Below are 14,305 nucleotides of genomic sequence, written 5' to 3' on the forward strand. Positions count from 1 at the left end.
GCGCGGTTGTATCTCTTATATCTACCGCGCTGATACTTAGAGGAAATTAGAAAAAGCGGCTGGAACCTAGGCGTTCCAGCCGCTTTTCATATCGCTCACGAATTTTCTCATTCTTCTCCTTCGTGCTCGCCCTCGCGGTCCGCTTCCAAACCGCGGCGTTCCGCTTCCAAACGGCGCAGTGTAGCGCGTACTTCGTTTTCACGATGCCGGTGCCACAGAGCAAGGCCGAATAACGCAAGAGTGACAAGGCCGGGGATAAGAGCGTAGTCGTACCAACGACCACCTGCTAATGCGCTCCCAATGCAGCCTCCCAGAGTAGCTCCGAGTGCAAGTTGCGAGAAATAGAAATACCTTTTTGAGCGCATATTTCCTCCTCCTTTCTTCTTCATTCCACGGTAATTGACACCTTCATTATAACGTGATCCCCGTCTCATATGTGGAACTTTGGCTTATGTATTTCGGTATTTCCGCGATATACACGTAGCGCAGGTGGCCGGAACCTGAAAGGTGTTCCGGCCACCTGCGCTAACTGAGAGATCCTCGAGTGGCTATAGTTGCTCAGCTTGCCCCGGCCACGCCCGGACTAGGGCGCGGGAGCGAGGCTACCTTAACCGGGGAAAGCCGCATTGATAGCATCCACGGATGCCTTGGCATCGCCGAGCAGCATATCGGTATTCTCATTAAAGAACAGCGGGTTTTGCACCCCGGCATAGCCGGCATTGCCCATGGACCGCTTGAAAACAATGACCTTCTTGGCATCCCAGACATGCAGCACCGGCATACCCGCGATAGGCGAACCGGGCTCGGAAGCCGAAGGATTGACCGTGTCATTCGCCCCGATAACCAGCACAACATCGGTATCCGTGAAGGAATCGTTGATATCGTCCATTTCCTCCACGATGTCATAGGGGACTTTCGCTTCGGCCAGCAGCACGTTCATATGCCCGGGCAGGCGCCCTGCTACCGGATGGATAGCGAAACGTACCTCGGTTCCGTTCTCGCGCAGCTTCTTCGTCAGCTCCGCCACCGGATATTGGGCTTGGGCCACGGCCATACCGTAACCGGGGGCAATAATCACCGAGCTAGCGTCCGCGAGTTCTTGGGCCACGTCCACCGCGGTGGTTTCCGTGTGGCTGCCATAGTCACGCGCTTCTCCGGTAACTGCGCCGTCGGACCCAAAACCGCCCAGGATCACGGAAATGAAAGAACGGTTCATGGCCTTGCACATGATGTAGGAGAGGTACGCGCCCGAGGACCCCACCAGTGCACCGGTAATGATAAGGAGGTCATTGCCGAGGGTGAAGCCGGCCATCGCTGCCGCCCAACCCGAGTAAGAATTGAGCATTGATACGACGACGGGCATATCACCACCGCCGATCGCGAGCACCATATGTGCCCCGAGCAGCAGCGCAATAATCGTGATGAGGATAAGGGGAATAAGACCGGCCCCTACCCCGCGGGTCCAGGCGAACCAGATAATAAGCCCCAGGCACGCCAGGATCGCCAACAGATTGAGAAGATTACGGGCCGGGAGCACCAGCGGCTTGCCGGGAATCTTCCCCGCGAGTTTCAGGTAGGCGCATACCGATCCGGTGAAGGTAATCGCGCCGATGAACACAGCCAAGCCCACTTCGCCCATATGGAAGGCATTTGTGGGGGAGAAATCTTCCCCGGGTTGCTGGAGGAAAGAGTTGTAGCCCACCAGCACCGCTGCCGCGCCCACGAAAGAATGGAGCAGGGCGATGAGTTCGGGCATGCCCGTCATTTCCACGGTGCGGGCCCTCCAAATCCCGATGCCGCCGCCCACCACGAGGGCGAGCACGAGCACCAGCACAACAACAGTGGAAGAAGCCTCCGTGGGGAAAGCGAGAACCACGATAATGGTGGCGACCAAGGCCAACACCATTCCGATGGCGCCCAGAATATTGCCTTTCGCGGCGGTTTCCTGTTTGGAAAGCCCGGCCAGAGCGAGAATGAAGAGCAGGGCCGCCACGAGGTAGGCAACGGTTTGCACGCTGAAAGCAACCTTAAGACCGCCCAAGCTCGGGGCGGCGAGGGTAACGACGTCGGTAATAGTAGTGAGCACGGCTTAGCTCCTCTTGAACATAGACAGCATGCGCGCAGTCACCAAGAATCCACCGAAAATATTGATGGAAGCGAGGGTGAGTGCAATAGCGGCAAGGATGGTCACGGCTAGATGTCCCGAACTGAGCTGGAGGATTGCCCCCACCACGATGATTCCGGAAATCGCGTTCGTCACGGACATGAGCGGGGTGTGCAGCGCGTGCGTCACCGAGGTGATGACGTAGAAGCCCACCACACAGGCCAGCATGAAGACGATGAAATGCGAGGTCATGCCCGGTGGTGCCGTGAAGAGAATCCACAGTGCTACCGCCGCTGCCAGCCCGGCCCACAGGTAGCGCAAGGCGCTGGGGCGGGCCGCTTCAGGCGCAGCCGGAGGTGCGGGAGGTGCTGGAGGCGCGGCCGGAGCGGCCGAGACCTTGATGGGCGGGGGCGGCCAGGCCACCGCTCCCCCGAGGGTGACCAGAATGCCGCGCACAATATCATCCTCGGTATCCAGCACCAGCTGGCCATCCTTCTGCGGGGTGGTGAGTTTGAGGAAATTGACGAGATTCTGCCCGAAAAGCTGGGAGGCTTGGCCGGGCAGGCGCAAGGCGAGATCTTCGTAGCCGATAATCGTGACGCCGTTCTCAGTGTGGACGACTTCTCCCGGGCGGGTGCCGGCCACGTTTCCGCCGTTAGCCGCCGCCAAATCCACGATGACGCTGCCGGGTTTCATGGCGGCTACCGCCGCAGAGTCCAAGAGTAGCGGGGCCGGCTTACCGGGGATGAGCGCCGTCGTAATAACAATATCCGCCGCGGCGGCTTCCCGGGCGTAGACCACCCCGGCGGCATTAGCCTGATCCGCGGTCATTTCACGGGCGTAACCGTCCGCGGATTCCTGGCGCACCGGGATCTCCACGAATTCGGCGCCCATGGACTGGACCTGTTCGGCAACATCGGCACGCACGTCCGTTGCCTTGACGATCGCGCCCATGGAATTGGCGGTACCGACCGCGGCAAGCCCAGCAACTCCCGCTCCAATAACGTAGACAGTGGCCGGGGGAACCTTACCGGCGGCGGTAACCTGCCCGGTGAAAAGCCGCCCGAAGTGGGAGGCTGCTTCGATAACGGCACGGTAGCCGGAAATATTGGCCATCGAGGAACGTACATCCATGGACTGAGCGCGCGAAATACGCGGAATTGCGTCAAGCGCCAGGGCCGTGAGTTCACGGCGCGAAAGTTCCTCGATAAGGTCGGGCGAGCCGGCCGGGTTCATACGCGCAATGAGGGTGGCGCCGCGGCTCATGCGGTCAAGGTAGCTCACATCCGGGGCGTCGGTGGCTAAAACAATATCCGCAGCCCAGGCTTCTTGCGCGGAAACGAGGCGTGCGCCCGCGCTTTCGTATTGGCTATCGGGGTAGGACGAGGCCTCCCCCGCCCCCGTTTCCACCACGACCTCGTAGCCCAAAGCGATGAGCTTGGCCACGGTATCGGGGGTGCCCGCCACCAGGGGGTCACCCGGGCGGGTACTTTGTGGTATTCCAACAAGCATAAAGTGCTCCTCAGTACAGCACTACCGTGCTGCGGTCTGCGTGGGCGGCGCTCCAGATACGCCATTGTCGCGCCGCCGCGGGACATCCCTTATTATTCCACGTTTCCCGAAGGGGCCTGAGCACCCCGGCAAGCGTGAGACTGTGCGGGTTAGTCGCTACCGCGTACGCCGGGCACGCCCGATGGTGATAATCGCGTGTTCAACAGCGTACTGCGGGTCGCGGGAGGCACCCTTGACCTGTTCATCGGCGAGCGCCACCGCTCGAATGGCTTGCCCGAGTCCGGCATCGCTCCACCCGCGTGCTTCCCGGCGGGCCCGCTGGGCCTGCCAGGGCGCCATTTTCAATTCCCGCTGGGTGATGCCAGGTGCCTGGACAATAGCGAGCTGGCGCAGTTTCGCCGCGAGCGCCGCCACGATGGGAACCGGGTTGACCCGGGTGGCGAAAGCGTGGCGGGCCAGTGCCAAAGCTTGGCCGGTACGCCCGGCCAGGGCCGCATCCGCGATCTCAAAGGGTGTTGCTTCATTGCGCCCGGCATAGAAATCCCGAATATGGTCCTCGGTGATCATCCCCTCCACATCCGCGAGGAGTTGGGAGGTGGCGCTGAGTAATTCGCGCAGGTCCTGGCCGAGTGCATCAACGAGCGCCCGTACCGCCCCGTCCGTGATTTTGCGCCCGGCGGCCCGCACATCCGCTGTCACCAAGCGTGCCTTATCGTCATCGCGTTTGATTTTTTCGATCCGGGCTACTTGCCAGCCACCCGCCGCGATAGCGTCAAGGAGTTTTTTGCCGCGAGTGCCTCCCCCGTGCTGGATGATCACCGGGATATCAGCATTGGGCTGCGGTAGGTAGGCGAGCATTTCCGTGAGGAACGCGTCATTCATATGTTCGGCACCGGTGACGATGACGATGCGATGGTCACCAAAAAGTGAAGGTGAGGTGTGCAGGGCGAGGGCCCCGCGTTCATAGGTGGCCGCTTCCACGCGCACAACCTGTACCTCGGGGTGCGCCTGGCGGGCAAGGCTGATGAGGCGGGCCCAGGCGCGCTCGGCAAGGACCGGTTCCGCGCCAACGATGAGGATCACCGGTTCTAAGCGGAGAGCGTCGTACCCGACCGCGCGTTCTTTGGCTGCCATAGCTCCATTCTCTCATGTCATAACCAACCTGCCGCACGACGGGTGGCTTGGGTGGCGTAGGTGGCTCCTCGCATTCGGACACTAGATCCCCTTCCGCCCATGCGATTGCCCCGCACGTGAGCGTTGGATAAATCTGGGCGCCAGAATAAAGCTCATAGACGCGTGCGGAGGGATGCCCGTAACTATTCTCCCCCACGGATATCAGGGCAATTGCGGGGTCAAGTTCACGGGCGAGGCGCGCGGATTGGTCCGCGCTTCCGTGATGGGCGACGACGGCGATATCAACCGGCCCGACCGCCCCCACGAGGCGTTCTTGGGCCGGGGCAGTCGCATCTCCGAGAACCACGATGCGTTGAGCAGCCTGGCTAGTGCCACCGCTCGCGCCGGCGTTAGCTGCCCGGCCCGGGCTGTCCACACCATCAGCGTCGAGGAGGACCACGAGGGAATCCGCATTGGCTTCCTCGGGAATACTACGCGCACCCGGATACGGGCTAAGAATCCGGGCGATGGGAACATCATCTACCCGCAGGGTCGTTCCTGCGGCTACCACGCTCACCGGAATGGAATGGGAATCAAGTAGGTCGAGTGCGGTGCGGGACTGGGGCTTCGGTGCGGAATTTGGAGATATCCATACCGCGCTGATTGTTGCGGTGCTGAGAACGTCGCGTAACCCTTCCACGTGATCGGAGTGAAAATGGGAGAGGATGAGGAGATCAAGATGACTCACCTGAGCATCGCTTAGGCAGCGAGCAGCGGCGGGAGTGCGAGGTCCAACATCAATCATTATCGTGTATCCGCGCACCCGGTAGAGGAAAGCTGATCCCTGGCCCACATCGCATTGCACCGCCGTCCAGTTGGAGGGAATCACGGTAGCGCCCGACCCCCGTGATAGCCCGAGGGCCACGAGGGCGGCCACCAGAATAAGGATTGCGCTCAAGCGGGGTATCACCAGGAGCACCAAGACCGCACATATATGACCGATTCCGGCAAGGACAAGGGGAATTCCCGATCCCGGTAGGGAGGCAAGGGCGCGAGCTACCTGGTCAATCCACCACGTGGCCAGTTGCGCAAAGGAGATAGCGAGGCCAGCGAGCACCGGGAACAGCGGTGCGGTGAGTGCCCCGACAAGTCCGAAAATAGTGAGGGGTGCGACGACGGGTGCCACAAGCGCATTAGCCGGAACCGCCCACAGCGACCCAGCTTCGGTGAAGAGGAGCAGCACGGGTAGGCAGGAAATTTGGGCCACCAGCGGAATGGCAACAACCCGGGCGAGGGCGGCCGGGAAGAACCTGCTGAGGTGTTCCGTAAGCGGGTATCCTCCGCAGATAATTCCGAGGGTGGCGCTGGCGGAGAGCAGGAAACCGTAGCCGGTTGCGAGCCAGGGATCAATGAGGGCAGCGGTGATGCTCGCGCAGCTCAGAGCGTTGATCGCTTGGCTTCGACGGTTCATTCCCACTGCTGCGAGAACCACCAGGCCCATGAGTGCCGCCCGGATAACCGAGGGCGCGGGTCCCACCAGAATAACCAGTCCACCTAAACCCACCACTCCCGCTAACGCGGTACGCAGGGGCCGAGCCCGGCCCACCGCCATAATAATGATGCCGAGAACAAGGGATACATGAGCCCCGGAGACCGCAATGAGATGGGTAAGGGCCGTTGTGCGCATGGCTTCTTCCAGCTCCGGGGATACCCGGCTATCGTCTCCAAGGGCAACCCCGGGGATAAGGCCACGGGCGTGCTCAGGGCGGGTGGAGAGCAGCGTGGCAAGCGCGGTATCGATGCGGTGAACAATGCCGGCGCTCAGCGCACCACTCCCGGTGGTTTGGAGGGCAGGTCCGGACCAGCGGGCACTTTCCCGCCGCCCGTGCGCGGGGGTGAGTCGACCCTGCCCAAACACGCGCTGACCCGCCAGGGCTGTGCAGGGAACTTCCGCTCGGATTCGCGCGCGGGGGCCGCTGGCAAGCTGCACCCCGTTCGGGCCAGCGGTGGCGATCTTTGCGGGGCGCAGCAGCACCGTGCATTTTTCTTCTCCCCACGGCATAGTGGAGGGTTCCGGGCGGGTCATGACATAGGCATCCAGTTCCACGCTTCCCCTGACTACCGGGATATGCGCGGCAGAGAGGGCGAGCAGCCCGGCGATACTGGTAGCACCCAGCGTGCACGCCACCGCGAGGATACTCAAAACCACCCCGCTTGCTTTCCCGCGCTGGCCGGGATGCGCCCGGGCATACCCGGTTACTGCCCAAGCTGCCACGATGCACAGGGCAGCACCGAGGAATCCGCAGTGCGCATACCCGCTCAGCGCCGCCCACGCACCGCCCAGGGCCGCGGCCGCTGACGGAAGGAGACGCATATCCTGACCGTGGCCCGCATGCGCGCAATGCGAACTTCGCTGGCTTCTGCGAATGCGGGGATCGCCGAACACCCTAGGCTTGCACGGATCGCTGCGCTTGCCCCTGGCACTGCGACTGCGCGGGACATCAAGCTTGCGGATCATACTGTCACCAGCGCGGACAGCTTATTAAATTTAGCTGGTCCAATACCGGGGACCTCAAGAAGATCTTCCGGAGCGGTAAAGGGGCCATTGTTTTCCCTCCAGGTGAGAATATCCCGAGCGGTAGCCGGACCAACCCCGGGGAGGCTCTCCAAGTCGCTGGCTGAGGCGGTATTAAGGTTGATTAGGGCACCAGAGCCGGCTTTCCCAGATGCTTTATCCCCACCGGCCGCGCCGCCGCCTGCCCCACCGCTATTCCCACCTGCGCTACCACCGCTCCCACCCGAGCTTGTGCTACCTCCAGAGCCGATGCGTGCTCGCGGTGCTTCACCGGGAGCGGGAATATGAATATGGGAGCCATCCGCTACCGGTTCGGCAAGATTGATCGCAGCGCCATCCGCATTCGGGGTGAGCCCACCGGCTAATTCCACGAGGTCATTGACACGTGCCCCACCGGGAGCGCTATACACTCCCGGAGTGGCCACTTCACCAGAAATATAGGCAACGATGGTTGCGGGAGCGGATTCTCCCGCGGCAGGGCCAGCCGGCCCAGGTGTGCTACCCATTACCCCGCCGTGCGAAGGGCCCGGCGAAGCCTGCGGATCGGTAGATACCACAGCCGGATTTTCCGTGTTGGAACCCGAACTGGCCACACTGCTTCCCGGTGGCACCGCTGCGGGGTTGGCGGAAACGGGACCACCACCGGGCCCGAACCATGCCAGCAGCCCGAGAATGAGCAGCCCGCCCAGCAAAGCTATAGCAAAGGCGCCCAACGCGCGGGGAGACCACCGCCACCGCGATGATTGCGCAGGGGTGGTGAGCACGGCGATGTCCTCACCGGTGCCCGCACCGAGGGCCAACGTGGCGAAATCCCGCACCGGGCTTTGGCCGGGCGGCGCACCCGCACCCGGATCCCCGCGGGTTTCGTTGAGAGGATCGTTAAAGGGCAGGCTCAGGCGCGGAGCAGGGCGAGGCAGAGAAGCATTCATGGGGCTATCATGCACACCGAGGCACACCCAGCGTTGGCAGCCCCACCGGGCTGGGGATAACGCTAACGTTTGCCGAGCTGTGGATAGCCACGGCCATTGCCCGCTCTACAATATTGGTATGAACGACGCCGATATTGCTCGCCTGCGTGCCGAAGCGGCCGAAGCCGCTGCCAAAGCTGCCCGTGCCGAAGCCGAACTCGCCCAGGCCCGCCTCGATGCCGCACTTGCCGCCGCATCTTCCCCCGCAGCAGCCACCGCCGCCAATGCCACGGAAGGCCTGGACGCCATAACCACCGCCACCGCGGCAGAGAAGCGCTCACCGGCGCAGCCGGCGGCGGCGTCGCCGGAACAATCGCCAGAAAGCACCGGTGAGGATTACGCGAGCGAGGTTGCCCGCAGCTACCAGATATCAGGCCCGGCTCTCACCCTGGGCGCCTACCTGGACCCGGCTGGGAATCCGCGCCCCGATGTTCTGGTGCGGCTGCCCTTCGCTAGTTTCAACCGGCACGGCCTGGTGTGCGGAGCAACCGGAACCGGGAAAACTCGTACCCTCCAGCTGCTGGCCGAACAGCTGAGCGCGGCCGGAGTGGCCGTTTTCCTCACCGATATTAAAGGGGATCTATCGGGCCTGTGCGAAGCGGGCGTCGCTTCCGATAAACTCACGGCCCGCACCCGAGCTTTAGGGCAGGATTGGTCCGGTGCCTCGTTCCCGCTCCACCTGTATTCCCTCACCGAATCAACCGGGGTGCCGCTACGTTCCACAGTGGAAGATTTCGGTGCTTTGCTCCTAGCCCGGGCCCTGAAATTAAACGACACCCAGGAATCGGCGCTGGCCTTAGTTTTCGCGTGGGCGGAAAAAGAGAATCTGCACCTGTACACCCTGGAGGATCTGCGCGAGGTACTTCATTATTTGACCACGGCGGGGAAGGCGGAGCTATCCGGTATTGGCGGGGTATCGACCGCCACCGCCGGGGTGATTCTGCGCGAGGTATCAGCCCTGGCTGCGCAGGGCGGAGACATGTTCTTCCAGCGCCCGTCCTTTAGCCCCAGCGAGCTCATCGCCCACGAAGGCGAACGCGGTGTTATCTCCGCCCTCGAACTTCCCGACGTGCGCGATATGCCCGAACTTTTCTCCACGTTCACCATGTGGATACTCAGTCGGCTTTTTTCCGATCTTCCCGAAGTGGGCGATACTCCCCTGCCCCGCCTGGTGTTCTTCTTCGACGAAGCGCATCTGCTGTTCTCGGGTGCTTCCCGGAATTTCGTGGACGAGGTTACCCGCGTGGTGCGCCTCATCCGCTCGAAAGGTGTAGGCGTTTTCTTCGTGACGCAAACGCCGCAGGATATTCCCGAATCGGTGCTCGCGCAGCTGGGCACCCGCATTCACCATGCGTTGCGCGCCCACACGCCCAAGGACGTGAAGATTCTCAAGGAAACAGCAAAAACCTTCCCCTTCTCACCCCTCGATATTGCGGCCGTGCTACCCGCGCTCGGCACCGGTGAGGCTGTGGTTACAGGTTTGGGCGACGACGGCGCCCCTACGGCCGTGGCCCCTACCCGGCTCTGGGCGCCGCGCTCTATCATGGGCCCGGCCGGGCCGGCCGCGTTGAGCACCGCTCTTGGCACCACACCTCGGCCTGCTCCTATAGCCGGGGATACCGCAAGCGAAGGTGCTGCCCGCGCTGTTGCCGCGCGGCGCGCGCAACGAGAAGCTGCCGCGGTGGCTGCTAAAGAAGCTGAAGAGCAGCGGCGGGCCGCGGAAGCCGCGGCGAAGAAAGCTGCCCGCGAGGCGGAGAAAAAACTGGCGGCCGCGGAGCGGGAAGCGGAGCGTCAGGCTCGGCAGGCCCAACGGAATGCCGAGAAGGAGGCGCAACGGCAGGCCCGGCGCCGCGATGCCGCAATTGATTCGGTGGTGCGCAGTGCCGGGAGGTCACTCGGCCGTTCGATTATTAATTCGATTTTCGGGCGGCGGCGCTAGCGCGGGTTCCGCTTACTTTCGGGCATACGGAGCAGAGGTAGCCGGATAGCTCATGGTGACGGTGAGGCTGCGGGAGCGGCCCGGGGCTAGCGCCACGCGCCCCACTTGATCCGAACGATTAAAAGCATTGGGCAGCGCGGAAGCCGGGGCGACCAGGAGAGCTTCCCGGGCCCCGCGTTCCAGAGTATCCCCGGTCCATAGCCGCACATAGGGTGCTTCGCTCGGTTCCTGGGCGAGGATAATATCGCGTTCCCGAGCTGGATCGGTCAGCACGGTTGCCACGACTCCGTCACTGGTGGGCACCAGCGAGGTGAAGGTGGAGTCGATACGGCTAGCTCCGAGTACCGGCCACTCCACGGGGGTACTTACCCCGGTGAGCGCGGCATCGCCGGGAGCCGGGATTCCGTGCGCATCGGCTGCGATCTTGGTGCGCGCACTGACCGTCGTCGACATTTTTGAAATGGAAGCGAGCTGCGGGAAACGCAAGTAGCCGTTCCACGCGACCGCCACCGGGGCGCAGCTCTCACCCAGGTTCGTCACTTCCAGACTGACGGAAAGATGATGGGTTCCCGCGCTGGAATCCCCCAGCGCATAGACCACTTGGATTCCCACGGGCCACGGGTAGCCCGCTACCGCGGGAAGCTCCGCGCGCAAAATAAGCGCATCTGCGGAGCGTTCCCGCCGGAATTCGCAGCTGTGGACCCGCAAGCACCGCCCGGTGGTATCGGCTTCAAGGCGGTAGCTCTGCCCATCCCAGGTGTAGCACCCGCCGGCGAGGGGCCCCACCCAGGGGGCTTCGATAAGCCCACGCCCCCCATCTGCCTCCTCCAGTTCGGCACCGTTACGGTATCCGGAAAACACCTCCCCGTCGGGACTCCAGGAGAGGAGGGTGGCCCCGCGTGCAGCTACGAGGGCGCTGGCTCCGCCCGGTGCGCTAAGAAGCCACGCCGGGTTACCGTCAAAGTCCTGCGCTGTGATTCGCATACGTGCCACGATATTCCTCCTTACTCCCGCGGGTTCCTTCCCTTGGATCGGTGCCCGCGTCACGGGCTCGGACGAGAATTTCAAACCCGGACCACCTCAGGGCCCGAGACTTTACTGCATTCCGCTTTAGGGAACGATATTGATGAGTCCCGGAGCACGCACAATAATCTTGCGCGGTTCGCCCTCCAGGAAGGCCTGCACCCGTTCTTCAGCCAGGGCCCGGGCGGTCAGATCCGCATCGGAAATATCCTGGGGTACCTCCAGACGGGCGCGGACCTTACCCTTCACCTGCACCACGCAGGTCACGGTGTCATCCACCAGCAGCGCTGCGTCGCTAACCTGCGGGAACGCAGCGCGCGCGACCAGGCCGCTATTACCCAAACGTGCCCAGAGTTCTTCGGCAATATGGGGTGCCACCGGTGCCACCATGGCCACGATAGCGCAGGCAGCTTCACGCGGTACCGCCGTCAGCCCGGTGAGATGGTTATTGAGAACAATGAGCTTCGAGATCGCGGTGTTGATACGCATATGGTCGTAATCATCAGCCACTCCCGCGATGGTGCGGGCCAGGAGCTTAGCGGTTTCGGTATCCGGAGTCGCGTCACTGACCGTCACCTCACCGGTGCGCTCATCAACGATATTGCGCCACAGCCGCTGCAAGAAGCGCTGCGAACCTACCACCGCGCGGGTATCCCAGGGCCGGGAAACATCAAGCGGCCCCATGGACATTTCGTAGACGCGGAACGTATCCGCACCGTACTGATCAGCCATATCATCAGGTGTAATGATGTTCTTGAGGGACTTGCCCATCTTCCCGTATTCCCGGTTGACCTTCTCCCCCCGGTAGTAGAAGACCGTTTCGCCGTTTTCTTCGCGTTCTTCTACCTCATCGGCCGGCACGTAGGCCCCGCGAGCATCGGTATAGGCATAGGCCTGTACGTAGCCCTGGTTGAAGAGCTTGTGGAAAGGCTCCGAAGAGGAGACATAACCCAGGTCAAAGAGGACCTTGTGCCAGAAACGCGCGTAGAGCAGGTGGAGCACCGCGTGTTCGACGCCGCCCACGTACAAATCCACCCCTCCGGAAGTGTTACCGGCCTCGGGACGCGGACCCATCCAGTAGGCTTCGTTTTCCGGAGCGCAGAAGCTATCCGAATTGGTGGGATCCACATAGCGCAATTCGTACCAGCACGAACCTGCCCACTGCGGCATGGTATTGGTTTCGCGGCGGTACTTCTTGAGACCATCACCCAGGTCAAGCTCCACATTCACCCATTCCGGGTTGCGTTCCAGCGGAGGTTGGGGCAGTGAATTTGCGTCGTCGGCATCGTAAGACGCCGGCGAGAAGTCTTCCATTTCGGGCAGCTCCAAGGGGAGCATCGATTCGGGTAGCGCGTGCGCAATACCCTCCTCATCCCAAACAATCGGGAAGGGCTCACCCCAGTAGCGCTGGCGGGAGAAAAGCCAATCGTGCAGGCGGTAGGTGACGGTGGCGGTTCCGGCACCGCGTTCTTCCAGCCAGGCGATAATAGCGGCCATGGATTCGGATTTCGTCATGCCGTTGAGGGAGATTTCCTCATTGGCGGAATCAACGAGGATGCCATCCCCGGTGTAGGCACCCTCTTCCAGGTCCGGGCCGTACGGATCCTCCGCAGGGCCGATGGTGCGGATAACGTCCAGATTGTATTCGCGCGCGAAAGCCCAGTCGCGATCATCATGGGCAGGAACCGCCATAATCGCACCGGTTCCGTAACCGACCAGCACATAATCCGCCACGAAAACCGGAACCTTGGCGCCGTTGACCGGATTAATCCCGAAGAGCCCGGAGAAAACGCCGGTCTTTTCATGAGTATCCGAGGTGCGTTCCATATCCGATTTCGCGGCGGCGCGCGCCCGGTAGGCCGCGACAGCTTCACGCGGGGTGGCGTATCCGCCAGTCCATTCTGCGCGGGTTCCTTCCGGCCAGCTATCGGGAACCCGGAGCTCCTGCGCATCCGTATCCGTACCCGCTTCACTTCCACCCAAGGCCTCATGTTCGGGAGCAACGGCCATGAAACTGGCCCCGAAGAGAGTATCGGGGCGGGTGGTATAAACATCCAGGACCCGCCCGGAGCCGTCAGAAAGCTCAAAACGAACCGTGGCGCCGTGGGAGCGCCCGATCCAGTTCTGCTGCATGGCCCGCACTTTATCCGGCCAGTCAATGGTGTCCAGGTCACTCACCAGGCGGTCCGCATAGGCGGTAATCCGCATCATCCACTGGGCGAGATTGCGCCGGAACACCGGGAAGTTACCGCGTTCGGACCGGCCTTCCGCGGTGACTTCCTCATTGGCAAGCACCGTTCCCAGCCCCGGACACCAATTAACCGGGGCTTCCTTGATATAAACCAGGCGGTATTCGCTGAGCGCATCCGCTTTTTCTTTCCTGGAGAGCGCCTCCCAGGGCCGACCATCCGGCGTGGCCTTTTCCCCACTGGCGAATTTCGCTTCCAGTTCCGCAATGGGCCGGGCCGCTCCGTTGCCACGCCCGTCCCGGCGCGGGTAATCCGGGTCAAACCAGGAATTAAACACCTTGGTGAAAATCCATTGGGTCCACTTCACGTAATCAATATCCGTGGTGGAGAAAACCCGCCGTGAATCGTGGGAAAGCCCGAGGCGATGCAGCTGAGCTGCCATATTGGCAATATTTTCCGCGGTGGTGATAGCCGGGTGCTTGCCATTTTGCACCGCGAACTGTTCTGCGGGAAGTCCGAAGGCGTCATAGCCCATGGTGTAGAGGACGTTCTCACCCTTCATGCGGTGGTAGCGGGCCACGGTATCCGTGGCAATATAGCCGAGCGGATGGCCCACGTGCAGGCCACGCCCGGACGGATAGGGGAACATGTCCTGGATGAAAAACTTCGGCGCCGAGGTATCCCCCGCGAGATCCCCAACCGGGTTCGCGGCGTAGAAGGCACCTTCCTCTTCCCAGCGTTCCTGCCAGTGGGCTTCGATCTCATTAGCCAGTTCTGCGGTGTAGCGGAACTGGGTCATATCCTCAGCGCTCAAGGGTACTCCTTTTCGACGGTCGACTTCGGTCAATTGTAGCTCTCTCCTCCGACAAATCTCAGGTCGTC

9 protein-coding genes are annotated in these 14,305 nt (G+C 62.2%); 1 reads left to right on the top strand and 8 read right to left on the bottom strand.

Annotated elements, in window-relative coordinates; all coding sequences use genetic code 11:
* Window positions 1–107: 107 nt before the first annotated feature.
* The 6 genes from DDD64_RS00390 to DDD64_RS00415 form a co-directional block, all read right to left on the bottom strand.
* Complete coding sequence (locus DDD64_RS00390; protein ID WP_126134522.1) at window positions 108–389, bottom strand: hypothetical protein; 282 nt, start codon at window positions 387–389, stop codon at window positions 108–110.
* Between the two features lie 218 nt (window positions 390–607).
* Window positions 608–2,041, bottom strand: a complete 1,434-nt coding sequence (gene pntB / locus DDD64_RS00395) for a Re/Si-specific NAD(P)(+) transhydrogenase subunit beta (RefSeq protein ID WP_164545855.1) — start codon at window positions 2,039–2,041, stop codon at window positions 608–610.
* A gap of 48 nt (window positions 2,042–2,089) precedes the next feature.
* Complete coding sequence (locus tag DDD64_RS00400) at window positions 2,090–3,616, bottom strand: Re/Si-specific NAD(P)(+) transhydrogenase subunit alpha (protein WP_126134524.1); 1,527 nt, start codon at window positions 3,614–3,616, stop codon at window positions 2,090–2,092.
* A 156-nt stretch (window positions 3,617–3,772) separates the two neighbouring features.
* Window positions 3,773–4,696 (bottom strand): DNA polymerase III subunit delta, encoded by a 924-nt coding sequence (gene holA / locus DDD64_RS00405; protein ID WP_241227317.1) that lies wholly within the window; start codon window positions 4,694–4,696, stop codon window positions 3,773–3,775.
* Window positions 4,578–7,103, bottom strand: coding sequence for a ComEC/Rec2 family competence protein (locus tag DDD64_RS00410; RefSeq protein WP_164545851.1), 2,526 nt, complete (start codon window positions 7,101–7,103; stop codon window positions 4,578–4,580). The genes holA and DDD64_RS00410 overlap by 119 nt, the downstream gene beginning before the upstream one ends.
* A 140-nt stretch (window positions 7,104–7,243) precedes the next feature.
* Complete coding sequence (locus DDD64_RS00415) at window positions 7,244–8,233, bottom strand: ComEA family DNA-binding protein (RefSeq protein WP_126134527.1); 990 nt, start codon at window positions 8,231–8,233, stop codon at window positions 7,244–7,246.
* 118 nt (window positions 8,234–8,351) lie between these two features.
* Between DDD64_RS00415 and DDD64_RS00420 the strand changes: the two genes are divergently transcribed.
* Window positions 8,352–10,211, top strand: a complete 1,860-nt coding sequence (locus tag DDD64_RS00420; RefSeq protein WP_126134528.1) for a helicase HerA-like domain-containing protein — start codon at window positions 8,352–8,354, stop codon at window positions 10,209–10,211.
* Window positions 10,212–10,223: 12 nt separating this feature from the next.
* Here DDD64_RS00420 and DDD64_RS00425 read toward each other — a convergent pair whose 3' ends face one another.
* Window positions 10,224–11,195, bottom strand: coding sequence for an aldose 1-epimerase (locus tag DDD64_RS00425; RefSeq protein WP_241227318.1), 972 nt, complete (start codon window positions 11,193–11,195; stop codon window positions 10,224–10,226).
* 126 nt (window positions 11,196–11,321) lie between these two features.
* Window positions 11,322–14,222 (bottom strand): leucine--tRNA ligase, encoded by a 2,901-nt coding sequence (locus tag DDD64_RS00430; protein ID WP_126134566.1) that lies wholly within the window; start codon window positions 14,220–14,222, stop codon window positions 11,322–11,324.
* Window positions 14,223–14,305: the final 83 nt, after the last annotated feature.

The sequence above is a fragment of the Actinotignum sanguinis genome (genome assembly GCF_003957255.1).
GTDB lineage: Bacteria > Actinomycetota > Actinomycetes > Actinomycetales > Actinomycetaceae > Actinotignum > Actinotignum sanguinis.

Coding starts and splice junctions, on each gene's coding strand:
- DDD64_RS00390 (WP_126134522.1), bottom strand. CDS start 389: ATGAAGAAGAAAGGAGGAGGAAATATGCGCTCAAAAAGGTATTTCTAT.
- DDD64_RS00400 (WP_126134524.1), bottom strand. CDS start 3,616: ATGCTTGTTGGAATACCACAAAGTACCCGCCCGGGTGACCCCCTGGTG.
- DDD64_RS00410 (WP_164545851.1), bottom strand. CDS start 7,103: ATGCGTCTCCTTCCGTCAGCGGCCGCGGCCCTGGGCGGTGCGTGGGCG.
- DDD64_RS00415 (WP_126134527.1), bottom strand. CDS start 8,233: ATGAATGCTTCTCTGCCTCGCCCTGCTCCGCGCCTGAGCCTGCCCTTT.
- DDD64_RS00420 (WP_126134528.1), top strand. CDS start 8,352: ATGAACGACGCCGATATTGCTCGCCTGCGTGCCGAAGCGGCCGAAGCC.
- DDD64_RS00425 (WP_241227318.1), bottom strand. CDS start 11,195: ATGCGAATCACAGCGCAGGACTTTGACGGTAACCCGGCGTGGCTTCTT.
- DDD64_RS00430 (WP_126134566.1), bottom strand. CDS start 14,222: ATGACCCAGTTCCGCTACACCGCAGAACTGGCTAATGAGATCGAAGCC.